This window comes from Priestia veravalensis (assembly GCF_001457055.1).
Taxonomy (GTDB): domain Bacteria; phylum Bacillota; class Bacilli; order Bacillales; family Bacillaceae_H; genus Priestia; species Priestia flexa.
Genome location: NZ_KQ758664.1, coordinates 1 through 22,958, shown reverse-complemented (window position 1 = coordinate 22,958; position 22,958 = coordinate 1). Strand labels below are relative to the sequence as shown.

22 protein-coding genes, 1 tRNA gene and 1 pseudogene are annotated in these 22,958 nt (G+C 36.7%); 14 read left to right on the top strand and 10 right to left on the bottom strand.

Annotation, left to right across the window (positions count from 1 at the left end):
* Positions 1-7: 7 nt before the first annotated feature.
* Complete coding sequence (locus AS180_RS14240; RefSeq protein WP_025911378.1) at positions 8-913, bottom strand: TetR/AcrR family transcriptional regulator; 906 nt, start codon at positions 911-913, stop codon at positions 8-10.
* Positions 914-1,102: 189 nt separating this feature from the next.
* Between AS180_RS14240 and AS180_RS14235 the strand changes: the two genes are divergently transcribed.
* Together AS180_RS14235 and AS180_RS14230 are read left to right on the top strand one after the other, a co-directional pair.
* Positions 1,103-2,596 (top strand): DHA2 family efflux MFS transporter permease subunit, encoded by a 1,494-nt coding sequence (locus AS180_RS14235; RefSeq protein ID WP_062686964.1) that lies wholly within the window; start codon positions 1,103-1,105, stop codon positions 2,594-2,596.
* A gap of 107 nt (positions 2,597-2,703) precedes the next feature.
* A complete protein-coding gene (locus tag AS180_RS14230; protein ID WP_025911376.1) occupies positions 2,704-3,234 on the top strand; it encodes a GNAT family N-acetyltransferase in 531 nt (176 codons plus the stop codon).
* 37 nt (positions 3,235-3,271) lie between these two features.
* Here AS180_RS14230 and AS180_RS14225 read toward each other — a convergent pair whose 3' ends face one another.
* Positions 3,272-4,324: an aromatic ring-hydroxylating oxygenase subunit alpha gene (locus AS180_RS14225; protein WP_061785259.1), complete on the bottom strand. Its 1,053-nt coding sequence runs from the start codon at positions 4,322-4,324 to the stop codon at positions 3,272-3,274.
* A gap of 197 nt (positions 4,325-4,521) precedes the next feature.
* Between AS180_RS14225 and AS180_RS14220 the strand changes: the two genes are divergently transcribed.
* From AS180_RS14220 to AS180_RS14210, 3 genes are all read left to right on the top strand, one after another.
* A tRNA-Thr gene (locus AS180_RS14220) sits at positions 4,522-4,594 on the top strand.
* A 163-nt stretch (positions 4,595-4,757) separates the two neighbouring features.
* Entirely contained in the window at positions 4,758-5,717 is a 960-nt protein-coding gene (locus AS180_RS14215) for an ABC transporter ATP-binding protein (RefSeq protein WP_062686963.1), read from the top strand.
* Complete coding sequence (locus AS180_RS14210) at positions 5,717-7,240, top strand: ABC transporter permease/substrate-binding protein (RefSeq protein WP_025910793.1); 1,524 nt, start codon at positions 5,717-5,719, stop codon at positions 7,238-7,240. The genes AS180_RS14215 and AS180_RS14210 overlap by 1 nt, the downstream gene beginning before the upstream one ends.
* A gap of 35 nt (positions 7,241-7,275) precedes the next feature.
* On the opposite strand, the gene AS180_RS14205 is transcribed toward AS180_RS14210, so the two are convergent.
* Positions 7,276-7,641, bottom strand: coding sequence for a hypothetical protein (locus AS180_RS14205; protein ID WP_025910794.1), 366 nt, complete (start codon positions 7,639-7,641; stop codon positions 7,276-7,278).
* Between the two features lie 117 nt (positions 7,642-7,758).
* On the bottom strand, positions 7,759-8,643 hold the full coding sequence (locus tag AS180_RS14200) for an LCP family protein (protein WP_374699996.1): 885 nt from the start codon (positions 8,641-8,643) through the stop codon (positions 7,759-7,761).
* Positions 8,644-8,952: 309 nt separating this feature from the next.
* Here AS180_RS14200 and AS180_RS14195 point away from each other — a divergent pair, with 309 nt between their 5' ends.
* Together AS180_RS14195 and AS180_RS14190 are read left to right on the top strand one after the other, a co-directional pair.
* On the top strand, positions 8,953-9,600 hold the full coding sequence (locus tag AS180_RS14195; RefSeq protein ID WP_025910796.1) for a hypothetical protein: 648 nt from the start codon (positions 8,953-8,955) through the stop codon (positions 9,598-9,600).
* 103 nt (positions 9,601-9,703) lie between these two features.
* Positions 9,704-10,807 (top strand): M24 family metallopeptidase, encoded by a 1,104-nt coding sequence (locus AS180_RS14190; protein ID WP_062686961.1) that lies wholly within the window; start codon positions 9,704-9,706, stop codon positions 10,805-10,807.
* A gap of 266 nt (positions 10,808-11,073) precedes the next feature.
* Here the strand turns inward: AS180_RS14190 and zupT are convergent, their stop codons facing one another.
* Positions 11,074-11,877 carry a zinc transporter ZupT gene (gene zupT / locus AS180_RS14185; protein WP_025910798.1) on the bottom strand — a complete coding sequence of 268 codons (804 nt, stop codon included), beginning with the start codon at positions 11,875-11,877 and terminating at the stop codon, positions 11,074-11,076.
* A 330-nt stretch (positions 11,878-12,207) separates the two neighbouring features.
* On the opposite strand from zupT, the gene AS180_RS14180 reads away from it, so the two are divergent.
* The 4 genes from AS180_RS14180 to AS180_RS14165 all read left to right on the top strand — a co-directional run bounded on the left by AS180_RS14180 (position 12,208) and on the right by AS180_RS14165 (position 14,414).
* Positions 12,208-12,786, top strand: coding sequence for a suppressor of fused domain protein (locus tag AS180_RS14180; protein ID WP_061786026.1), 579 nt, complete (start codon positions 12,208-12,210; stop codon positions 12,784-12,786).
* Positions 12,787-12,954: 168 nt separating this feature from the next.
* The gene (locus tag AS180_RS14175; RefSeq protein WP_061786027.1) at positions 12,955-13,149 is read left to right on the top strand and encodes a hypothetical protein; all 195 of its coding nucleotides are present in this window, start codon (positions 12,955-12,957) and stop codon (positions 13,147-13,149) included.
* Positions 13,150-13,238: 89 nt separating this feature from the next.
* Complete coding sequence (locus AS180_RS14170) at positions 13,239-13,517, top strand: hypothetical protein (protein ID WP_025910801.1); 279 nt, start codon at positions 13,239-13,241, stop codon at positions 13,515-13,517.
* A gap of 135 nt (positions 13,518-13,652) precedes the next feature.
* Positions 13,653-14,414, top strand: a complete 762-nt coding sequence (locus tag AS180_RS14165; RefSeq protein WP_061786028.1) for a MerR family transcriptional regulator — start codon at positions 13,653-13,655, stop codon at positions 14,412-14,414.
* 65 nt (positions 14,415-14,479) lie between these two features.
* Here AS180_RS14165 and AS180_RS14160 read toward each other — a convergent pair whose 3' ends face one another.
* The gene (locus AS180_RS14160) at positions 14,480-14,998 is read right to left on the bottom strand and encodes an acyl-CoA thioesterase (RefSeq protein ID WP_025910803.1); all 519 of its coding nucleotides are present in this window, start codon (positions 14,996-14,998) and stop codon (positions 14,480-14,482) included.
* Between the two features lie 285 nt (positions 14,999-15,283).
* On the opposite strand from AS180_RS14160, the gene AS180_RS14155 reads away from it, so the two are divergent.
* Positions 15,284-17,431: a SpoIID/LytB domain-containing protein gene (locus AS180_RS14155; protein WP_062686960.1), complete on the top strand. Its 2,148-nt coding sequence runs from the start codon at positions 15,284-15,286 to the stop codon at positions 17,429-17,431.
* Positions 17,432-17,454: 23 nt separating this feature from the next.
* Here AS180_RS14155 and AS180_RS14150 read toward each other — a convergent pair whose 3' ends face one another.
* Positions 17,455-18,831 carry a sensor histidine kinase gene (locus AS180_RS14150; RefSeq protein ID WP_025910805.1) on the bottom strand — a complete coding sequence of 459 codons (1,377 nt, stop codon included), beginning with the start codon at positions 18,829-18,831 and terminating at the stop codon, positions 17,455-17,457.
* A complete protein-coding gene (locus AS180_RS14145; RefSeq protein ID WP_025910806.1) occupies positions 18,828-19,499 on the bottom strand; it encodes a response regulator transcription factor in 672 nt (223 codons plus the stop codon). The genes AS180_RS14150 and AS180_RS14145 overlap by 4 nt, the downstream gene beginning before the upstream one ends.
* A 272-nt stretch (positions 19,500-19,771) precedes the next feature.
* On the opposite strand from AS180_RS14145, the gene AS180_RS14140 reads away from it, so the two are divergent.
* Both AS180_RS14140 and AS180_RS14135 read left to right on the top strand, forming a co-directional pair.
* A complete protein-coding gene (locus AS180_RS14140; protein ID WP_025910807.1) occupies positions 19,772-20,992 on the top strand; it encodes a S1C family serine protease in 1,221 nt (406 codons plus the stop codon).
* Positions 20,989-21,615, top strand: coding sequence for a hypothetical protein (locus AS180_RS14135; protein WP_025910808.1), 627 nt, complete (start codon positions 20,989-20,991; stop codon positions 21,613-21,615). Before AS180_RS14140 ends, AS180_RS14135 begins: the two co-directional genes overlap by 4 nt.
* A 469-nt stretch (positions 21,616-22,084) precedes the next feature.
* On the opposite strand, the gene AS180_RS14130 is transcribed toward AS180_RS14135, so the two are convergent.
* Positions 22,085-22,540, bottom strand: coding sequence for an Lrp/AsnC family transcriptional regulator (locus AS180_RS14130; protein ID WP_025910809.1), 456 nt, complete (start codon positions 22,538-22,540; stop codon positions 22,085-22,087).
* A gap of 233 nt (positions 22,541-22,773) precedes the next feature.
* Positions 22,774-22,958: pseudogene (locus tag AS180_RS14125) on the bottom strand (IS4 family transposase); the annotation flags it as partial.

Sequence of the window (22,958 nt, the reverse complement as noted above, 5' to 3'; positions counted from 1 at the left end):
GAGCTACCTACATAGGTGGCTCTTTTTGTTCTTCAATTAAGAGTTGAATAAGGTTTTTTAACTGTTTAAACTCCTCTGATGTACCGACTACTGTTTCGCTTAAAGCATGCAAAGTACTGCTAATGACAAACGAGCGTATTTGAGGCTGACGAATAAGCTCTTCTTGTAAGAATGTTAGTAATTCAATAATTTTTGGCTTGTCTACATCATCAGCATCTTCCGCTTCTTTTGTTACTAATAAGATAGAGGCTCGAATCTTTTGTTCTGTTGTTTGAGGAGAATGATTGTGAAAAGGAATCCACTGTGTTAGCAAGTCAGGATCAAAAAGCATTTCTTGGCTAGTAGAGACATTTTTCACTAGATGAACTAATCGGTCGACGGTATAACGAATGATTTTAGGTGCGTCAATTTGGTTATGGTGTGCCATGACGCTGTAGTGAAAGTTGCGGTGTAGAATGCCTAAAAACATAATGGCGCAGTCCAGTAAGTAAGCTTTTTTATCTGAGCCAAATAAGTCAATTAATCGATTGTAAAGCCAGTGTAATTCGTAAAGCTGAGCTTGTTTAAAATGCTCCTTTAGCTCAGCGTTATTCGAAAAGAAAATCTCTTCAAATAGTGTAAACAATTGATTTTGATGGTGCATTTGTACCTGAAGTTCAATTTGCTTAATGAATATATCTAAGTCTGAACGGTTTTGGCCAATTAAAAATTCATTTCTTTTGGTTTCTAACTCATCATAAACCGACTCGAAAATTTTAATGACTAGCTCATTCTTAGACGAAAAGTAATTATAAAACGTACCTTTTGAAATGCCGCTATCTTCAACGATATCTTGTATAGATGTTGCTTGGAATCCTTTTTCAACAAAGAGCTTATGAGCGCTCTTTAGCATCAATTCTTGTTTTTTATTCATTTCATCACCTGCAATAAAAGTGTACTAGCTGTCTATTTATTTATGATACAAGAGAAAAAACGTTTACACAAACTCTTTTAAAATCACAGCTTTTTTTTGTTGCAAAAAATGAACTGAAGGTATAATATACAATATGTGAACTTATAGTATAAAAAAATATACTTACGGTTTAGTGAGAGGAGGAACTTTATGCAAACTACAAAAAAACCACCATATGGAATTATTGGTATTTTACTTATAGGAGCATTTATTTCATTACTTAATGAGACATTATTAAACATTGCTTTACCATCTATAAAAAATGAGTTAGGAGTAACAACATCAACCGTTCAGTGGTTAACGACAGGTTATATGCTTGTCAATGGTATCATGATTCCAACCACTGCTTTTTTAATTCAACGATACTCGGTCCGTGGCTTGTTTTTAACAGCGATGGCTCTTTTTACAACGGGTACAGTAGTAGCTGGAGTAGCGCCGGAATTTGGAGTATTGTTAGCTGCACGTGTTATTCAAGCATCAGGAGCAGCTATTATGATGCCGCTATTAATGAATGTGCTGTTAACGAGCTTTCCAATTGAAAAGCGCGGGGGAGCAATGGGTATTTTTGGATTGGTGATGATTTTTGCACCTGCAATCGGCCCAACTCTTTCAGGATGGTTAATTGAGCATTATGACTGGAGAATGCTATTTCACGTTGTGACGCCAATTGCATTTGTTGTTCTTGTATTAGCATTTTTCTTGTTGAAAGATCAAAAAGAAAAGGTAGATATTCAGTTAGATAAGCTTTCTTTAATTCTTTCGGTATTTGGATTTGGTGGTTTACTGTACGGGTTTAGTTCAGCTGGAGATAAAGGCTGGGGATCACTAGAAGTATACGGAACGATTATCGTTGGAGTAATTGGGTTGGTTTTATTTATTACTCGCCAGTTTAAGCTTGAAAAACCAATGCTAGAGTTTCGTATCTTTAAATATCCAATGTTTGCATTGTCATCTGCCATCTCAATTGTTATTACGATGGCATTATTCTCTGCAATGCTATTGCTACCAATGTACGTACAGAGTGCTCGAGGGATTTCGCCCTTAGATTCAGGATTATTGTTATTACCGGGAGCCTTAGTGATGGGGATTATGTCTCCAATTACAGGCAAGCTGTTTGATAAATTTGGCGCACGCGTGCTAGCTGTAATTGGGTTAGCTATCACAGGTGTTACGACGTATATGTTTAGTCAATTATCATTGACAACTACATATACGGAGCTAATTATCCTATACACGGCTCGTATGTTTGGTATGTCAATGGTTATGATGCCCATTATGACAAACGGATTAAATCAGCTTCCACAGCAATTTAATCCGCACGGCACAGCGATGAATAATACGTTACAACAAGTGTCAGGAGCTATTGGTTCAGCTTTACTTGTAACGGTTATGTCTAACCGCACAGAATTTCATGCAGAAGAATTAGCAAAAGAGGCAATGAGTAATGGAGCCGTTGCACCAACGGCTGATTTGCAACAGCAAATTGGACTGCAGGCCATGGTTGAAGGGATCAATGATTCATTTTTAATTTCATCGATACTTATAGTGGTGGCATTAGTCTTATCGCTCTTTATGAAGCGAGTAACAGTTAGCGGAGTTACACAAGACCAACAAGCTGTTAAAAGAGAACAGTTTGCTAAATAAAATAAAAAAGGTAAGGTTCACTTATAAGTGAACCTTACCTTTTTTTATGAATATGTTCGTTGTATAGTGAAAAAGTATGATGAGTCTTGAAAGGAGAATGAGGAGTTATGTGGCAATCTCTTCAAGGTGAACGTATTTGTCTAACCCCAATCCAACTTGAGCACGCACCGGAGCTTTTTAAAATTTGGTCTAATCAAAAAGTTACTGAATTCATGAATATTGATTCTTTTTGTGATGAAAAGCAAGCAAGGGAAATGATTGCTTTTCTACAGAATCTAGCGAAGGAACAAAAAGCACTACGCTACACAATCTTTCATAAAGAGCAAGCAAAGATTATTGGTTCATGCGGATTTAATCAAATAGATACTCATAACCAGCATGTAGAAATTGGCTATGAAATAGACGAAGTATTTTGGGGACAAGGATATGGTTCAGAGGTAGTTCAACAATTGGTTCATTATGGTTTTGTGAGCCTTGATATGGTTAGGGTATCGGCTAAAGTAGAGCCAGCAAACAAGGCGTCCATTCATTTACTAGAGAAAAATCATTTTCAGTATGAGGGAACTCTGCGAAAAGTTGAAAAGTCAAAAGGGATGTTTGTTGATTTATGCATGTATGCTCGAATTAAATATGAGTAATAAAAACGCGTCAAGTTTTAGCCTGACGCGTTTTTAATTAACTTGTATAAATAAAGCTTAGCCCCATTGATTTTAGTAGCTTTCGATAAGCAATGGATGTTTGGTCAGCTGCGATATGAGCTTCCATTTGTAAATCAAGAGGGAGATCTTCGGGCTTTTGGTTTTCAACCATTTCGCGATCTTCATCGAATACCCGAAGGTTAAAGTCATAAACACCTTCAACAGGAGAATCTTTGTCAAAGTTGCGAGCAATAGGTACAAATAAGCGCGTTTCACGAGCGGAAACTGGACAAACCGCATTCATAATCCAAAGCTGGCCACCTTCAGGAAAATAAACTTTTAGTGTAGCAGTGAAAGGTGGGTACACGTCAAATACCCGCAGCCATTTAAAGTTTTCTGGATTTAAGTGTGCTTGTTCTTTAGAGTAATTGCTTACAGTGCTTAAGTATTCCACGTTTAAACCATAGTCTGTTTTATCAACCTTATATCTGGGAACAAAGGCATTGTTTCGATCGCCAAATGTATCCGTATGAACCCAGGCAAAATGTGCAACATCCAAAAAGCCTTCCATCTGTCGACCTGCCGAACCCCCTATATCAAAGCTAGGACAAACAATTTGTTGAAAGTCAGGGTCATCCCAAGCCTGAAACTGTGGAATGTTATCCATTTCGCCTGTTAACGATGTCCAAATGAGTCCAAATTGCTCGATAACAGGGTAAACCGTCATGCAGAGGCGAGGAGATATATTTGCATCAGGATGCGCTGGTATCGATGTACAAGCTCCTTCTGTGTTATAGCGAAATCCGTGATAAGGACATACAATTTCCTCCTCTTCTACCCAACCCATACTAAGGGGAGTGCCACGATGAACGCAGAGGTCTCGAGCTACGACAACTTGTTTTTTAGTGCGATATACAACTAAATTGACATCTAATAGCTTAACGCTAAGCGGCTTTTCGTTTACCTCAGCTGCTTGTGCGATGGGATACCAATAGGTCGAAAGAGTCGTCCAATCCTCCTTGCTAAACGTACAGTCACGCGGATAAGGTGTTTTTGGGGGAGATTTTTTAAGCGTTTGTTGTTGGTCCATTTATCTTCTTCCTTTCTAGTTTCTTGAATGTTTTACCAGTGTAACTCATTTTTAGAAAATTCTCATTTTTATTGTTAGATATTCTTACATTCATTTGAATTTTTGTAGATTATAGTGAATCAGATAGATACATTTTGGATAATAAATGAAATAAAATGTTTCAAAGAATAGAAAAATATGATATAATTACGATTGACGCTGGCGTAGCTCAGTAGGTAGAGCACTTGCATGGTAAGCAAGAGGTCGCAGGTTCAATCCCTGTCGCTAGCATAATACGTGTAGTAAAACGAGGACCTTTTGAGGGTCTCGTTTTTTTGTACTCATCAAAGTATTTATTTTCCTAAAAATAGATAAAATGTAAAAATGTTTAATGGAAAGAAAACTAGGGTAAAAGAGGTTATCGATAAAAACTGAACGAGGAGTGCATCTAAATTTGATCACATTTAAAAATGTTTCAAAGCAGTATGAAGATGGCACCACAGCTGTCAAAGACATTAATTTAGAAATAAGGCAAGGGGAGTTTTTTGTTCTTATTGGTCCTAGTGGATGTGGGAAAACAACGACGCTTAAAATGATTAATCGTCTTCATGATGTGACTAGTGGTGATTTATACATAGCGGATAAAAAAGTAACGGATTACAACATTAATGAGCTGCGCTGGGAAATTGGGTATGTCCTCCAGCAAATTGCTTTATTTCCTCATATGACCATTGCGGAAAACATCGCGGTAGTACCTGAGATGAAGGGGTGGAAAAAGAATAAAATCAAAAAGCGTGTAGATGAACTCTTGGAACTGGTTGGACTGGACCCGAAGCAATACCGAAACCGCAAGCCTTTTGAGCTCTCAGGTGGGCAACAGCAGCGCATTGGTGTAGCTAGAGCTCTCGCAGCCGATCCTCCTGTTATTCTTATGGACGAACCTTTCAGTGCACTAGACCCGCTAAGTCGTGATCAGCTGCAGCAGGACGTTTTAGCTTTAAAAGAAAAGATAAAAAAGACATTCGTCTTTGTTACGCATGATATTAGCGAAGCCATGACTCTTGGAGATCGTATCTGTTTAATGAAAGATGGGGAAGTAGTTCAAATTGGCACACCAAAAGAGTTTGTTCAAAACCCTAAAAATGATTTCGTAAAATCATTTATCGGTAATCAGGGAAGCGTATTGCTTCAACCATTAGAAGTATTTGTTAATGAAACAAATCAGCAAGATTTTGAAAAGATTGAAGCTCCTGTACATTTAAAATCATCTGCATCTATTGGCGAAGCTGTAGAGCTTTTACAAAAGCACGATTGTGTTGGTGTTTATAAAGGTTCAAAAAAAATTGGTATTGTAACGAGCAAAAACATCCTTGCCTTCTTGTCTAATAGATCAAAAGAAGGAGCGGTGGTATAATGAATGGCTTAACTACTTTGTTAGAACAAAGGGGAGATGCGCTTGTTCAAGCACTGCTTGAACATGTTCAAATTTCCGTACTAGCGCTATTAATTGCAGTATTAATTTCCGTACCTCTTGGCCTGTACTTAACCAGGCATGAGCGAATTGCTGAGCCTATTATCGGCGTAACGGCTGTTCTACAAACGATTCCTTCATTAGCTTTATTAGGGTTATTAATTCCAGTAGTAGGAATAGGAACCGTTCCCGCTGTTATTGCTTTATTTCTCTATGCTTTATTACCAATTGTTCGTAATACATATACAGGAATTAAAGAAGTAGACCCATCTTTAATTGAAGCAGCAAGAGCGATGGGAATGAATTCATTTAGGCGACTGATAAAAGTCGAGCTACCCTTGGCTCTTCCAGTTATTATGGCTGGTATTCGTACAGCGATGGTCTTGATCATCGGAACAGCAACCATCGTTGCATTAATTGGTGCAGGTGGATTAGGTAGCTTAATTCTATTAGGAATTGACCGAAGTGATAATGCTCTTATTTTATTAGGTGCTATTCCAGCAGCACTATTAGCAATTGTCTTTGACGTGGTTCTTCGAACAATTGAAAATTCTTCAAAGAAGGGTTCGAAAAAACGTCCTATCATTATGATTGCTATTTTAGTATTAATTCTTGCATCCCCGTTTATAGCTATGAAAGCAACTGAGCCAGATCTTGTAATAGGTGGGAAACTTGGTGCAGAACCAGATGTTTTAATTAATATGTATAAACAGTTAATTGAAGACGAAACGAATATGAAAGTAGACTTACGTTCGTCATTGGGAAAAACAGTTTTTGTATTTGAAGCTCTTCGTAATAAAGAAATTGATATTTACCCAGAATATACTGGAACAGCGCTTGTTACGCATTTAAAAGAGCAACCTAATAGTAAAGATGCCAGTGAAGTATACGAACAAGCCAAAGTAGGATTAAAGGAAGAATTTGATTTAGTCTATCTTCAACCGATGGCTTTTAATAACACGTATACATTAACAGTAACAAAAGAGTTTGCAGAGCAAAATAACGTCAAAACTATTTCAGACTTAACAAACGTGGCTGATCAAGTAAAGGCTGGCTTTACCCTTGAATTTAAGGATCGAGAAGATGGATATGCAGGTCTTCAAAAAGAGTATGGCTTAGCGTTAAACAATGTTAAAACGATGGAACCAAAGCTTCGCTATAATGCAGTTCAAACAGGTGATATTAATTTATTGGATGCATATGCAACAGACCCAGAAATTGAACAGTATGATTTAGCAGTTCTAGAAGATGATGAAAAGTTCTTTCCCCCTTATCAAGGTGCGCCTGTCTTAAGAGCAGAAACGTTAAAAGAGCATCCTGAGTTAAAGGAGATTCTCAATAAGCTAGCAGGGAAAATCAATGATGAAGAAATGCGTAAAATGAATTATGAAGTCAATGCTGAAGGGAAAACAGCAGAAGAGGTAGCCCGCAAGTTCTTGGTTAAAAAGGGGTTAGTATCAGACTGAAATTAATTGAAAGCCGAGCAATGACTCGGCTTTCTTTATGATGAGGTCGTACCTTTATGTAGTACTTGTAGCCACGTGTCTGGAGAAATTTCGAAGCCTTCAATACTAATACAGGTCATTCCATCCGCGCTACCAAATTCAACGTATTCACCGGCTTTCCAAAATACAGCTTCTCCGAAATTAACATAAATTCGACCTTCACTGTTAGCAATCCATCCTTCTCCGCTTATAATTAAGAGTAGTTTGGGAATCGTGGCTTCAGTTTTAGGCGCGTAATCATAAGGTGCTAATGAAATGTAATTTATTTTTACATCTCCCGTCTGAGAAAGAATGGTGTTGAAATGATAAGACTGATAAAGCATAGAATCAGTTTTACGCTGAGCATATTGATATAGTTTCACATTGGTCCCTCCAGTAGACACGGATTTCGTTGTCGTGTTTCCGTAGCGTAACTAATATATGTATGAACATAAAAAAAAGACCCAAAAAGCAGAAAACTGTCTGCTTTTTGGGTCTTTTTAATCTAAGAATGTTTGAATTTCCTGCCTGTTCTTTTCTAAATCTAATCGTAGTACAGCGCCTGCTCCTGAAACACGTTCATTGATAAATGCACCGTCAACAGGGATGCGAAGCGAATCAAGTTCATTTGAGCTTCCAAGTAAGAAATCTTTTCCTATAGATACGAAGGTCTTTGGAGGTACATTTGTATCCACATAGGGATCAATAATTCCCCATAACTTAGGTGCTTTAGCTATTGTTTGAAGCGATAACGCTTCTTCTGTAAGTTTACCTAAAACTTCTTGCTGTCTTTGAACCCGTCCAAAGTCACTTTGACTATCATGTCTAAATCGCACATAGCCTAATAGCTCTTCACCGTGAAGCGTCTGCTTTCCCGGTTCTAAGGTCATCCCGATACCATGGGACATTCTTTGGTTAATATCAACTTCAATACCATTTGGAGCAATTGTATCTACAACTTTTGAGAAGCCTTTAAAATCTACTACCGCATAGTAATTCACATCGATACCGAAATTTTCCTTTATTGTTTTGCGCAAAAGCTCAGGTCCCCCAAATGCATATGCTGCATTGATTTTATTTTTTCCATACCCGGGGATATCTACATAACTATCTCGCATAAGAGATACAATCTTTGGCTGGTTATTATCCTTGTCATAGTGCGCAATCATAATTGTATCAGCACGTGAATGTTCTTCCCCACGCGAATCAATCCCTAAAAGAAGAACGTTCATAGTATCTAAATTGGCGCTTTTACCGTTAAATTCAAATTGTCCATCTTTTTGAAAGTCGCCGTCTGCTTCAGCCAACCCTTGTTGATATTGATAAAAAACATATCCAGCTAAAGCAATCAGTACTACAGAGCAAAAAAGAAAAAATCTTCTCATTCGCTTTTTCTTTCTCTGTTTATGTCGTTTGCGATGTTCACGTTGTTCCAATATTCTCACCTATCATTTTAAAGTAATTGAAAAGTATAGCAATTATATTCTTATATAAAATTACCATCACATTCTATGATTAGCAAGTATTAGCCATTTTAATCGTAAAAGCTAGGTGTGTATCTAGGTATGTATTCTGTAAGATTAAAGCAAACAAAAAGGTTTTAATGAATTTATACGTTTTTTGCAGGTGAATGAGCCAAAAGTCTCTAATTAGTAAAAGGTGAAAAAATGCAGAATGGCAAAGGAGATGGGGAAATGAGCTTATACGTATCATCTTCAAATATAGTCGTTATTCCACAAAAAGCTGTTTCACACTGGAAAACATATGGAGTGGGAACAATTAAAGGAGCAAAAGTGACGGGAAAGCGCTGTGAACAATTGATGCTACGATTTAAAGAGAAGATAATGACGCCTTTTCAAATGGTATCTTATCACGAGTCATTCGTTGTCATGTTTGATGATGAGCAAAGCAAAGAGCATTTTGAGCTAATTGCAAACATACTTCAGGCAGATGGGGATAAGTTTAACTACTACCTGTTATTTGATGATCATGAATCTGAAGTTTTGAAGGGAATGAAACAATTTTTGACAGTAGGCGAGTTTAATGTACCAGTCGTACGGCTTAATCAAACAGGTGAATTTGATTTTCATAGCAATGGCAACTCGGTTGAAATAGTCATTGATGATGATGTAGATGAAGAAGGAATAAGTTCGTTTATTCAAACATTTAGGTTAAACGAAGGACATTATTTTATTGGTGACCCTGGATTTTTAAAAAACCAAGAGATGTTCCAGGAGCAATATTTTACCGGAGGGGATTACCATCTTATTTATCAGTATAATAATCAATGGCTTAAAAAAGTAATTATTCAACCTAGCGAATCAGTACAAAATAGTATATAAACTAGAATTTCTTTTGTGCCTAAAGACGTTGTTTCACTAGTCGAGAAAGTAGTGAAATTATGGTATAATAACTTTAAAAGATTAAGAAAGGAAGTTATATGCGATGAATGAACGCTTAAGCAACGTGGCTTCTTGGCTTTCTGAAAAAAGCTATGATGCTGCATTTATTTCTTCAACAGAAAATGTATTTTATTTAACAAATTTTTATACGGATCCGCATGAACGACTTTTAGGCCTATTTGTATTTCCAAATACTGAACCTGTACTTGTTTGTCCTTTTATGGAAGTTAATCAAGCAAAAAGTGCAGGGTGGAAATATGATGTTGTTGGATATGAAGATCATGAAAACCCTTGGGAGCTAATTCGTGCCGCATTACATAAAAGAGAAATTAATAATATTGGTCGTTTAGCAGTGGAAAAAGAGCAGCTATCTTTCCTGCGAAGTGAAGAGTTAAAAACATTGTATCAAGATGTTGTATTTGAAAGCGTAGAAGAAAAAATGAACGAATTAAGGGTAGTGAAAACGCAAGCTGAAATTGACATTTTACAAGAAGCAGCAGCTCTCGCTGATTATGGTGTTGAAGTAGGTGTATCTGCTTTAAAAGAAGGCGTTACGGAAATGGACGTTCTTGCTAAAATTGAATATGAATTAAAGCGAAAAGGTATTCGCGAGATGTCGTTTTCTACGATGGTGTTATTTGGAGAAAAAACGGGTGATCCTCATGGCAATCCTGGGCTACGTACACTAAAAAAAGGTGACATGGTCTTATTTGACTTAGGCGTTGTGTTAGATGGATATTGTTCAGATATTACGCGAACAGTGGTATTTGGCGAAATTACTGAAAAACAACAGCATATGTATGAGACGGTTAATAAGGCGTTAGAAGCTGCTTTATCTGCATCAAAGCCCGGTACAAGAATTGGGGACTTAGACATGATTGCGCGTAACCTTATTTCGGAAGCGGGATACGGAGAATACTTTCCACATCGACTAGGTCACGGATTAGGAATTAGTGTACACGAATTTCCTTCTATGAACCGTACGAATGATGACATACTAAAAGAAGGCATGGTTTATACCATTGAGCCAGGCGTTTATATCCCTAACATTGGTGGAGTACGTATTGAAGATGATGTAGTTATTACGAAAGATGGAAATAAAACGTTAACGAAGTATCCTAAGAAGTTACAAATTATTCAACCGTAAGAAAAAGAGACTGAGACATAAGTAGTTCAGTCCTTACTATACCTGAACGATTGAGAGTTCATAACTTTTAATCGTTCAGGTTTTTTGGTTGATTGTGAAAACAATGTTGGAAACAGGGTGGAATGAAGCGTAGGTCACTCGACTCCTGCGGAAAGCGAGTGACCGTAGCGCAATGGAACGAACGTGTTGAGACAAATCAAAGAGATGGGAACAGCTAGTGTTCGTCTTTTAGAAGTAATCATTTTGTTATGTCCCAAACTCTTTTTCTATATGAATAGAAGAAGACTAATGGCCATGATAGCCATTCCGCCGATAAGTCCATAAATAGAAAGGTGAGCCTCATCATATCGCTGAGCAGCAGGTAAAAGTTCATCCAAAGAAATAAAGACCATAATTCCTGCCACTGCGGCAAAGATAACCCCGAACATAACGTCATTTAAAAAAGGCATGAGTAAAAAATATGCAGCAATAGCTCCTAGAGGCTCTGAAAGACCTGATAAAAAAGAGAGTTTAAATGCTTTCTTCTTATCACCTGTTGCAAAATAAACGGGTACGGAAACGGCAATTCCTTCAGGGATGTTATGAATAGCAATTGCTACTGCAATAGCAATTCCTAAAGAAGGATCTTGAAGAGTCGACGTAAACGTAGCAATTCCTTCAGGGAAATTATGAATGGCAATTGCTAAAGCAGTAAATGTTCCCATTTTTAAAAGAGCAGTGTCTTTCACTCTTGGTTGTTTCATGTCTTCTACGGTCTTTAATTCATGTGGGTTTCCTTGTTTTGGGACAAATTTATCAATCATTGCAATCAAGAGCATTCCAGCAAAAAAACCACCAACCGTTACCCAATTTCCAGATACTTTACCAAGTGCTCCTACAAGGGAATCCTGTGCTTTTACAAAAATTTCAATCATGGATACGTAGATCATAACGCCAGCTGAAAAACCGAGTGCAATTGATAGAAATTTTGTATTCGTTGTAGATACAAAAAAAGCTAAAATACTTCCTATTCCTGTTGCGAGACCTGCCATTAATGTTAAACCAAAGGCTAGTAATAAATGTTCAGTCATGAAATAATCCTCCCGAAAGAATAAGAGTGAGTTTTTATCTATATTCCACAAATATCTGAGACATGACCAGTGTGTAAAGGCAACGGGAAATAATATCACATGTTCAATTCTCAATTTATCTAGCACAGTATATTCAGTTTCTTTTGATTGGGAACTTGCCTATAGTTTAGAAGGAGTATGAAATAGCGATTGTGAAAATCATTTCCAAGAGATATATTACGAACAGATAACATTTTGTTCACAAATTATCGCATCGCTATCGATTTTTCGTTTGGTAGTATATCCTGTACAGTAGAGGCTTTGTAAGCTTGATAGCAAGGAGGCTTTTTGATGACTAATTACTCAAAAGATGATGAACAAATTATACATAAAGCAGTTGAAGTTTTTGGAGGGAAAGATCGTATTGACGAATTTGAGGATGAGAGAAAAAAACACAGCGTACATGTTTTAGCAACAGGCAATCACCCCCGTTCAGACTTAACAGCATATGCAACGTTGGGAGGGTATCATTGTCCAACAGGATACACGGTGGGCGGTATTCCACTTCGCATTGAAATTGTAGGAGCATGTCATTCTTCATTTGCACCCTTCCCACAAATTTTAAGCAAGTGTGTATTTCATATGATGAAGTCACATGTTTCAATCTTTCCAGGGGCAATTTATAAAGATATTATTACTTCTTTCGATCATAGCCTTCATATGCAGCATATTTTATTGATTCCGCCATTTTTATGGGATACATTTTCTACGATTGAGCTATCAGATAAAAAGGTTGCGTTTTTACAAGCAGTCCCAATCTCTGAAAATGAGCGAGCTTTTGCATTAGAATATGGGGTAGACTCTCTGCTAAGCCGATTCGACGATGAGCGAGTGAACGTATTTAATTTAGAGCGTCGAACGGTAGTATAAAGAGGCAGCCAGGTAGGGCTGTCTCTTTTTCTTGATAGAAAACAGGCTTGTATCTAGAAACTTTAGGACAAAACTCCACGATTGTCCTAAGACAAACACCTATACGTGATAAATTCCCATTACATATAGTAGAACATAAGTATTAAACATAATTAGGAAGGGGATGTTATGATGAATAACCAGCGCAGAAGGCCACGAATAAATCCAAATTTTCGTCCAAGTGGGGGCGCAAATAATGAGGATGGAAACAAAAATATCATTAGCAACAGTGGAAACTCCAACGTTAATATTAACCTAGGGCAAGGAAAAAGATCAAAACAGTCGCAGAGCCTAGATCAGTCTGATAGCGGCCTAATCTTTTAATCTAAGGGGGACTCTTTAGTAAGCGAATTTAGTGAAAATTCGCTTAGGTTAATGAAGAGTGAATAGCGGTTAGTACGGGGAGGTTTATCATGAAAAGCTTAGTAAGTGATAGTGGAAACGCAAAAGTAGATATTACCATTAATATAGATAATTCAGCTCTAGCTTATTTAGTAGGAAGCTGCCTCCATGCAACTCAGCAAATAACCGATGAACAATATCTTCAAATGATGACTAATCTGACAACACTACTTGGGAAAAATAGTGAAGAAATAAAAAAGCTGTTTTCAAACCATCAAATTTCGACGAATAAAAAATTTAAATCTGCTAACGAGCTAGAGAATTTAAAAATCTATTATAATAAGAAGTAGAAGCACTTGATAAAAGTGCTTTTTATTTTGAATTCAGTCATAAAAAGGGGAAGTCAATGAATAGTAATGATGAAAAATATTGACTCTCACGCTACGTCATACTTTATCGTTACTAATTAAGAGGAGGGATTGAAAATGGCTATGCAGGTAAAGGAAGTAGCTAGCTTAGCGGGTATTAGTATACGCACCCTTCATCATTATGATGATATTGATTTATTGAAGCCTACTGAGGTAACTGAATCAGGATACCGGCTATATGTTGAAGATGATTTAGAGATGCTGCAACAAATTTTATTATTTAAAGAACTAGGGCTTTCGTTAAAAGAAATTAAAGCAGTCATTTATGATCCTTCCTTTAATAAACAAGAAGCGTTAGAGTTGCATCAACAGCTTCTAATTGAAAAAAGGAATCGACTTAATCGTATGATTGCCATGACTGAACAAACGATTAAGTCAATGAAAGGAGAAAAACCAATGACTAATAAGCAAAGATTTGAAGGGTTTGATTTTAGTGAAAATCCTTATGAAGAAGAAGCTAAAAAGCGATGGGGAAACGAAAAAGTAAACGAAGCGAATAAAAAAGTTAGAGGTATGACGAAAGGCGAACAAGCAGATTTAGCAGCAGAAGCAAATGAGATTTATAAAAAGATAGCTAAGCTGATGAATCAATCACCATCATCAGAATCGGTTCAAAAAGCTATACAAGAATGGTTTCACTTCTTGAATCGTAATTTTACGACGTATTCCCCAGAAGCATTTAAAGGGTTAGGAGAATTATATATTCAAGATGAACGCTTTCAAAAGAACATTGACCAATTCGGAGAAGGTTTAGCTGAATTTTTAAAAGAAGCTATGGGGGTATTCGCTGATAGTTTGTTAAACGAGGAAAAGCAATAAGAGAAGTTATTCATGATTTTGAACATAGTAATTGAAAAGAGTCCCCATCCAAATGGAGACTCTTTTCAATTACTACTGCGCAATGTTTTTGAAAGAATTTTTGCTACGGATTTACTTTGTTCAATTTGTGTACGCTTATTATTTTTGCGTTCTAATGCGATCGCTTGTAGGCTTTTTTCTTCTTCAGTTTGAGCTACAACCTTTGGTACAGTAGCAGGCTTTCCATCTTCTAAAGCAACAAACGTTAAGAAAGAAGTCGCTGCAATTCGTTTAACACCTGTAATTAAATTCTCAGCGATTACTTTTACAAAGATAATCATTGAGCTTTTGCCAGTTAGTACAACAAAAGACTCATATGATATGAAATCTTCTTCCGTCACAGGTTCAATAAAATCGACGTGATCAATCGATGCTGTAACACACGGTTTTCTTGAATGTTTTGTAGCAGATAATGATGCAATCATGTCCATATCGGCTACAATTTTCCCTCCAAATAACGTATAGTGATTATTTAAATCATTAGGGAAGATATGCTGTGATTTTACAACTCTTGATACACTGCAAGGTATTTGTTCAACTGTCATCTATAAAGCACTCCTTTAAAACCTCAATCTATAATGAATGTCCATATGTAATAATAAAAAACGTATATTAATTTTATTCCCTATTTTTGAATCAGTAATCTTTATGATGAAAAGTAAAAAAATAGAGTATTTTCTGTCATATTTTTTAGATATTAAAGTTGTGTTAGTTTGTAATTCCTTTTATTCTTTTTAAAAAATATAGATAAAAGGGATTAAAAAAAATCTCCTTGTGTCCGATAAATAGTTTAAAAGATTCATATATCTATTTATGTCGAGGAGGAACGTATGAAAAAAGTAATCGCTGCTTTAGTTGTTATGTTCATGCTTAGCTCAAGCTATTCCGTGGTAAACGCAAAAGCTGAAACAAACCCAACTGTAAGCGTCCAGCTTAAAAATTATTTGAAAAACAAAAAGGAAATTCAAATTCAAACATCAGAAGATGCAGCGACATCTTATGAAGGAGTTCGATTAGAAGCTAATCAGACCTATCTCTTAAAGGTAGAACAAGGGAAAATTTCTTTATATAAAGGAACGACCAAATTAAAGGAAGATACAACCTTTAAGCTATACACTAATCAAACAGCAGAAACGCGTATTGAAGGAAGAGTGTATAGTGGGAGTTTTGATTTTGTGATTGAAGGTAACGAATATATACTACCAATTAATCATGTATCAATGGAAGAGTATTTAAAGGGAGTCGTTCCTAACGAAATGATTCCAAGTTGGCCTGTAGAGTCATTAACTGCACAAGCTATTGCAGCACGCACATATGCAATGGGGCATTTGAACAAAACAATTAATGATACCATTCAATATCAAGTATATGGTGGAAAAACAGTCTACGCTAATACGAATGCAGCTGTTGAAAAATCATATGGTCAGACACTTACATATAACGGGAAATTAATCAGCGCACTTTATTCATCTAGTAATGGTGGAGTTACGGAGTCTAATGCTAATGCATGGTCAGGCTCACCGCTTCCTTATTTACCAATTCAAACCGATTCATATGATCCAAAACATCCATGGAATTTAACGGTGAAAAAGCAGCAAATAGACATAGAGAACTTAGACTTAGTTCATTATAAAAATTGGTGGAGCACTATCAAAGAAAATGATAAGGAAATTACTGATAATATCAAAACTTATTTACAGCAAAAAGATTATAAAGGAAAAGAAATTAAGGTTCTCTCAATTCCAAAGCTAGAGTTCACTGAAAAGAATACTAGTAATCGTTATAATAAAGGAAGCTTAGAAGTCAAGTTTATTGTAAAAGACGATGTTGATTCAGAGGGGAAACTTAATGTGAAAACATTGAGCTTAAATAATGTAAAGTCTTCTGATATTCGTCCAATTATTGGGGTAAACCTTATTAAAAGTTACTATGTGACTGAACAAAATGCTACTGATAAAGAAACGGTACTAAAAGGTCTAGGATATGGTCATGGTGTAGGAATGAGTCAATACGGAGCTTATTATCGTGCCAAAGCTGGTCAAACCTATGATCAAATTTTACGTTTTTATTATCCGAATGTAGAGCGCACGCAGCAATACAACCGTGAAGCAAAGCGTTTAGCAGGCCCAGAACGATATGATACAGCTGCAGAAATTGCAAGAGAAGGGTGGACTACGGCTCGAACAGTTGTCATTGCAGCGGGAGGGAATTTTCCAGATGCGCTAGCAGGAGCTCCTCTTGCAGTTCAGGAAAATGCTCCACTATTACTAACAACAGGTCATGAATTGCATCCAACTGTAAAAGCAGAGCTCCAGCGTTTACAGCCTGAAAAAGTAATTGTATTAGGAAGTTCAAGGGTTATTCGAGATTCAGTATTAGATGAAATTAAGCAGTTAGGTGCTAAGGAAGTCCAGCGTTTAGGAGGAGCGGATCGCTTTGAGACGTCAGCGGCAATTGCTAAACAAATAAATTCTTCGAAAGTAATTGTAGTGAATGGACAAAACTTCCCAGATGCTCTATCAGTAGCTCCATATGCAGCGAAAGAAGGAATTCCTATTATACTAACAAGGCCAACTTCAATTCCTGCAGCTACAGCACAAGTGCTTGAAGGAAAAGCAGAAGCTATTGTTATTGGTTCTGAACAGGTAGTAAATGCAACAGTTTACAATTCTCTTCCAGCTAACCGAGTAAGATATGCAGGAGAACATCGCTATGCAACAAATCAAAAAGTTGTGACGAACCTGCTTGGCAATACAAAACAAGCTTATGTTGCAGCGGGAACTAATTTTCCAGATGCGCTAGCTGGCTCAATTTTAGCTGGAAAACGTGGTGTGCCAGTTATCCTAACAGATGCAGACAAGTTGCCAGCGGGCACAGCTGATATTTTAAGCGGCTATAAGGATTTTACAGTACTAGGTTCTACTCGCGTAGTAAACGATTCTGTAGTTAATAAGCTGGAAGAAATTGCAAATAAATAAACAACAAAGCCGTGGCAAAAACGTCACGGCTTTGCTTGTAAAACTGGAATGCGAATAGTGAAAGAAACACCTTTATCTAAATTTTGTACTGAGATTGTCGCATTATGCATAGTAACAATCCGCTTTACAATACTGAGCCCGATGCCAAATTCTCCTTTTGAACCTTTTTCAAACGGTTCAAAAATTGTAGATAGTACGTTCTCTTCGATAGGAGGTCCGTCATTGGCAATACAACACTCTACAACGTCCATCTCTTCATAGAAACTTTTGTGAACAGAGATAGAAATAGATGAATCAGCGTATCTAATCTGGTTTTCTAAAATGTTCTCAATAACTTTGGTCCATTGTTCTTTATCACCGTCAATAGTCACTTTATCATCTCTAATATCCCACTGGATTTCAGTACGACTCCACCGCAGCCTTTCAACTACCTCGCAAATAAGTTCTGACAAAGCAAACGGCTCATGATTGACAGGGTGAGCAGATAAGTAATCTAGCTTTGTTAAATATAGTAAGTCACGGATTTTCTTTTCCAATTTCAGTGATTCATCTTCAATGACTTGAACGGTATTGGATAAATCTCCTTTTGGATAAATACCATCTTGTATGGATTGAGCGTAGCTTCTAATGACCATTACAGGTGTTTTCAAATCATGTGAGATATTTTGAAGAAGAGTTTGTTGTGCTTCTTCTTTTCGAATGAGTCGTTGTCGCATTTGTTCTATAGAAGAACCTAATTTTCCAATTTCATCCGTACGATCTAACGTTACAGACTCGTGCCATTCTTGCTCTGCAATTCGCTTAACATGTCTCTCAAGTGATACAAGAGGGCGGCTTAAATATTTTGCGAGCCAAATAGAAGGAATCCAGCTTAGAAGGAAAACGATGGACATTACGACTAATAGCTGTTTAAATAAAGCGGAAGCTAAAGCATTTCGATACGTATCCCATGAAAACGATAATAAAAATGCAGGCTGGTCGTTAATGATTACTTTACTAATTACATAAAATAACGTTCGGTTACCCAGGTCTTTTTCATACCTTTCGACAGTTGATTCTTGATCTTGAGCTAGCTCCTGTGCATGTCTTAAAAAATCTTGAGGTAGAACACGCGATGATAGGTAGGAAATATCGACATTTTCAGGTAATAAAATGTGGTCTACCGTACGGTTTCGTAAAGATGGCCCGTTTTCGTCATTGCTAAAATAATATTCACCAGACCGGCTAGGCAACCCGTATTCTTTTAAAATATGCTGTTCATTTTCAATACTTGTATAAATTTCATCCGTAAAGAACTGTCTAAGTGCGCTTGGGAACAACGTAGCTAACAAAAGTGAGATAACTAGCAATATGCCTGAGATGACAAGCCAAATTTGAAAAGCAAGAGATCGATTTTTCATGTGCTCATCATCCGATAACCATATCCATAAATTGTTTCAATTCGAGCGTGTGGGAGCTTTTTCCGAACTCTGCGTACTAAATCATCCACAACTCGGTCTGAACCGAAATAATCCTCACCCCAAATAGAGTTTAATAACTGCTCGCGTGAAAATGCTTGACCTATGTCTTTAGATAATGTGACAAGAAAATCAAATTCTTTTGACGTTAAATCAATAGGCTCATTGTTTTCATATACAGTTCGTGTATGAAGGTCTAACCTATAGGGACCGATAGCAATTGTTGATTCGTGTTTTTGTTTTTGACCATACACAAGGTTTAAAAGTTTTTGAACACGAATAACGAGCTCACGAGGCAAGAATGGCTTGGATAAGTAGTCATCGCTTCCCATTTCAAGCCCTAACACTCGATCAATATCTGCATCTCTAGCAGAAATGAAAATCACAGGGATATCAGGGGTAGCAGACTTAATTTCACGAATGAGATGATAACCATCGATATCAGGAAGCATGATATCTAAAACCCAAAGACTAGGAGGGGTATGAATCATTGCTTTGGCATCTGTTCCATTTGAAAATGAAGTAACAGACCAGCCTTCTTTTTGTAAATAAAGAGTTAAAACTTCATTTAAGTTTTGTTCATCTTCGACTAAGTAAATTGTAAAGCTCACTTTATACACACTCCTCTTTCTATTCAAAGCTATTATACTATGTGTTTGGTAGCAGAAAAAATTTTTTCACAATTTCCCATATTCTTTTGATACTTATCCCAAACTTTTGTTTTATAGTGTAAATAACGAAAAACATAATTGAATGTAAAGGAGCCAATTATATGGAACCAAGAGACTTTAATCAAAATAACAATGATGGTGAATATAACAGTCAACCTAATAATGACCAAATGAAAGCTCAATACGATGCAGAATATCAACAAGAACCAGGTATGAAACAAGAATATCCAACTTATCGGTCTGAGCATGTAAGAGAAGAAAAATCTAAAAGAAGGTTTTTACCATTTCTTGCATCGTCCATTGCAGGTGCTGTGTTAGGTGGAGGAATTGTATTATATAGTGCACCTCACCTAGGGTTCACAAATGATGGAAGCCAAACGAATACCGCATCTACTTCAACAAGCGCTACAACTACAGCTGCTACAAAAAATATTAGCACCAATGTAAGTCAAGGAGACCTGGTATCTGTTGTAGATAAAGTTTCACCAGCCGTAGTAGGCGTAAACAATATCCAAGAGCGAACAAATCCCTTTTCAGGAGATACGCAAACAGCAGAATCTGGAACAGGTTCAGGCGTTATTTTTAAAAAAGATAATAACAAAGCGTATGTTGTAACAAACAACCACGTAATAGAAGGATCAAGTAAGGTAGAAGTTACGTTATCAAATGGGAAGAAAGAGGATGCCCAAATTGTAGGTGCGGATCCGCTAACCGATTTAGCTGTTTTAGAGATGGATGCTAAAAACGTAGAGGCAGTAGCTGAATTTGGTGATTCTACTTCACTTGTTGCCGGAGAACCGGTACTTGCAATTGGAAACCCTCTTGGTGAGCAGTTCTCAAGAACAGTCACACAAGGTATTGTAAGCGGCACGGAGAGAACGGTAAACATTACAACATCAGCTGGAGAATGGAACTTGGATGTTATTCAAACAGACGCAGCTATTAATCCAGGAAACAGCGGTGGAGCATTAATCAATGCTGCTGGTCAAGTAATTGGTATTAATAGTTTAAAGATTGCTGAAGACGGTGTAGAAGGAATCGGTTTTGCTATTCCAACTGCAGATGTTCAACCTATTATTGACAAGCTAATGAAAGATGGAAAAATTAATCGACCATATATGGGAGTGGGGCTACAGGATGTAGCAGGTTTATCAACTGCCATTAAAGAAAATGAGCTAGGCCTAACAGAAGATACTTCTGACGGTGTTGTGGTTACGACAGTTGAACCTTTTTCAGCTGCTTCAGAAGCTGGCTTGCAATCAAAAGACATCATTGTAGGGATAGATGGTAAAGAAGTAAAAACATCCAGTGACTTGCGCAAGTATTTATACACGGAGCGTGCAATTGGAGATAAAGTAAAGCTTGACGTTTACAGAAACGGAAAAAAAATAAACCTTTCACTAACGTTGAAACAGCAAGGCAACGATGAATGATATACACAGCACGGCAGCTATTTCTATTTTTAATCGCTGTCTTGTTGATTACTGGGTGTGTAAATGCTTCAGAAGAAGTTGTTTTTCCAACACTAAACAATGAACAGCCGTCTAATAAAGTGGTCGCTATATACAAAGGTGACCCTATTACAAGTGATGAACTTCGAGAATTTTTAGCCGTACAAGGCTTTCTAGATCCGGATGCTCCGGTGAACGATTCTTCTTATCGAAAAGATGCTCTTTATCAGCTTATTGTTGATAAGTACGTAGGGGAAGAAGCTGTCAATACTGATTGGGTGAACCAACAGTCCGAACAATTGTGGAATGAAATTGAACATTCCTATAGTCAAAAAATTAGAGAGCAAGCTTATGAAGAGCTAGACATTACAGAAGAAGTTGTAAAGAAGCACATTAAAGCTCATTTTCAATCGAAACAGTTCTTTCGAGACAAAATATCCGAAGAAGATGTAAAAGGCTACTTTGACAAAGCGGGATATAGCGCTGAATTTAAAACAGTTGAAGAAGCGAAAGAGCCAATCCTTCAAAAGCTTGTACAAAAAGCTATCAATAACTATGTTCAGGATGAATTAAAGAGACAGGTTAAGTACGTTCCAGTCTCTTGATTCACCTTTTATATAGATTACTGAGGTTGGGACATAAGCATTTCAGCTAATGATCTATCCGAACGATCAACAGTTGAATACTTTTGATCGTTCAGATATCTTTTGTTGAGACAGAATCATTTCGTTATGTCCCAGTCTCATTTTGTTTGTTCTTTTCATTGATGAAGCCCCCTTTTATCGTGATAGAGCAATATAAATGAAATGAATAAAAATAGAAATAGACAAATGTTTTTGTAAGTGATAAGATAGGGTTGTGAAATCTTTCATTATTCGGAAAATTCATTGTCCTTTCACCTTTTGGTTGAAAGGCATTTTTTTGTTTAATTCGCATACATAAAGATAAAGAAAATAAAATGACTAGTCTCCATTCATACTCCTCAGACGTGATGATACCATCACGTCTTTTTGCAATTAAATGTTAATATGTAAGGTTGCCTTATGAAAAGAATTGAAGTAGTCATAGTCTAACTTATTTTTCTTTTAAAAGATAATCGATAAAGCCGGGTTTCATTTCGACTTGAGAAATACCGATATGAGATACAGTATGTGCAAAAGGAGTAACTTCATCGATGAAATTTTCAAGTTCCTTAAGGTTTGGAAGCTGTAACTTTGTAATAAAGCAGGCTTTTCCAGCTATTCGTTCACAAAATAAAGCGTATGGATAAGTAGCGATAAATTGTTTAAAGCGACGATATTCACCGTTTTTAATTGTTGCCTCAACAAAACAAGAAATAGGAAGCCCTAATTTTTCACAATTAATAGTGACAGAGTATCCGCTAATAATACCAACTTGTTCCAAATTTCGAACCCGCTCAGCAACCGAAGGGGCTGATAGATTGACTAATTTTGAAAGTTCTCTCATGGAAAGTCGAGCGTTAGTAGTTAACTCCTTTAAAATATGTAAATCAATACGATCAATGTTCATCTATTCTCATCAGCTCTTTCATTTTTATATTCTATTATAGTGAAAAATGATAAAAATTTCTGCGTTTTGCCTTCTTATTTTTAGGGGCACTAGTGTTGCATAAATGTTGACGCAATTTTCAGTTTAATGTTTTTTCCTGTTTAGAGCCAAAAAAGTAAATACCTTATTAAAGGTGGCTCCATCCATTTGGAAATTATGTACAATTAGACTTGTGCGACGACGACAATTTATTTTTAAGGAACGGTTTTTCCTTTAATCTTTCGTATCCAGATATGTGCCGGTTTCCATAACGAAGCCCTTAAAAAACGGCTAATCTGTAGCGTTTTTCGCTTACTTTTTGTTTCGATTTGCGCAATTACATTTAGGCAAAAAACAATCAGTGCGATAAACACTTGGTTTTGAATGGCCCATTCACTTT

Coding starts and splice junctions, on each gene's coding strand:
- AS180_RS14240 (WP_025911378.1), bottom strand. CDS start 913: ATGAATAAAAAACAAGAATTGATGCTAAAGAGCGCTCATAAGCTCTTT.
- AS180_RS14235 (WP_062686964.1), top strand. CDS start 1,103: ATGCAAACTACAAAAAAACCACCATATGGAATTATTGGTATTTTACTT.
- AS180_RS14230 (WP_025911376.1), top strand. CDS start 2,704: ATGTGGCAATCTCTTCAAGGTGAACGTATTTGTCTAACCCCAATCCAA.
- AS180_RS14225 (WP_061785259.1), bottom strand. CDS start 4,324: ATGGACCAACAACAAACGCTTAAAAAATCTCCCCCAAAAACACCTTAT.
- AS180_RS14210 (WP_025910793.1), top strand. CDS start 5,717: ATGAATGGCTTAACTACTTTGTTAGAACAAAGGGGAGATGCGCTTGTT.
- AS180_RS14200 (WP_374699996.1), bottom strand. CDS start 8,643: ATGAGAAGATTTTTTCTTTTTTGCTCTGTAGTACTGATTGCTTTAGCT.
- AS180_RS14195 (WP_025910796.1), top strand. CDS start 8,953: ATGAGCTTATACGTATCATCTTCAAATATAGTCGTTATTCCACAAAAA.
- AS180_RS14190 (WP_062686961.1), top strand. CDS start 9,704: ATGAATGAACGCTTAAGCAACGTGGCTTCTTGGCTTTCTGAAAAAAGC.
- zupT (WP_025910798.1), bottom strand. CDS start 11,877: ATGACTGAACATTTATTACTAGCCTTTGGTTTAACATTAATGGCAGGT.
- AS180_RS14180 (WP_061786026.1), top strand. CDS start 12,208: ATGACTAATTACTCAAAAGATGATGAACAAATTATACATAAAGCAGTT.
- AS180_RS14175 (WP_061786027.1), top strand. CDS start 12,955: ATGATGAATAACCAGCGCAGAAGGCCACGAATAAATCCAAATTTTCGT.
- AS180_RS14170 (WP_025910801.1), top strand. CDS start 13,239: ATGAAAAGCTTAGTAAGTGATAGTGGAAACGCAAAAGTAGATATTACC.
- AS180_RS14165 (WP_061786028.1), top strand. CDS start 13,653: ATGGCTATGCAGGTAAAGGAAGTAGCTAGCTTAGCGGGTATTAGTATA.
- AS180_RS14160 (WP_025910803.1), bottom strand. CDS start 14,998: ATGACAGTTGAACAAATACCTTGCAGTGTATCAAGAGTTGTAAAATCA.
- AS180_RS14155 (WP_062686960.1), top strand. CDS start 15,284: ATGAAAAAAGTAATCGCTGCTTTAGTTGTTATGTTCATGCTTAGCTCA.
- AS180_RS14150 (WP_025910805.1), bottom strand. CDS start 18,831: ATGAAAAATCGATCTCTTGCTTTTCAAATTTGGCTTGTCATCTCAGGC.
- AS180_RS14140 (WP_025910807.1), top strand. CDS start 19,772: ATGAAACAAGAATATCCAACTTATCGGTCTGAGCATGTAAGAGAAGAA.
- AS180_RS14135 (WP_025910808.1), top strand. CDS start 20,989: ATGATATACACAGCACGGCAGCTATTTCTATTTTTAATCGCTGTCTTG.
- AS180_RS14130 (WP_025910809.1), bottom strand. CDS start 22,540: ATGAACATTGATCGTATTGATTTACATATTTTAAAGGAGTTAACTACT.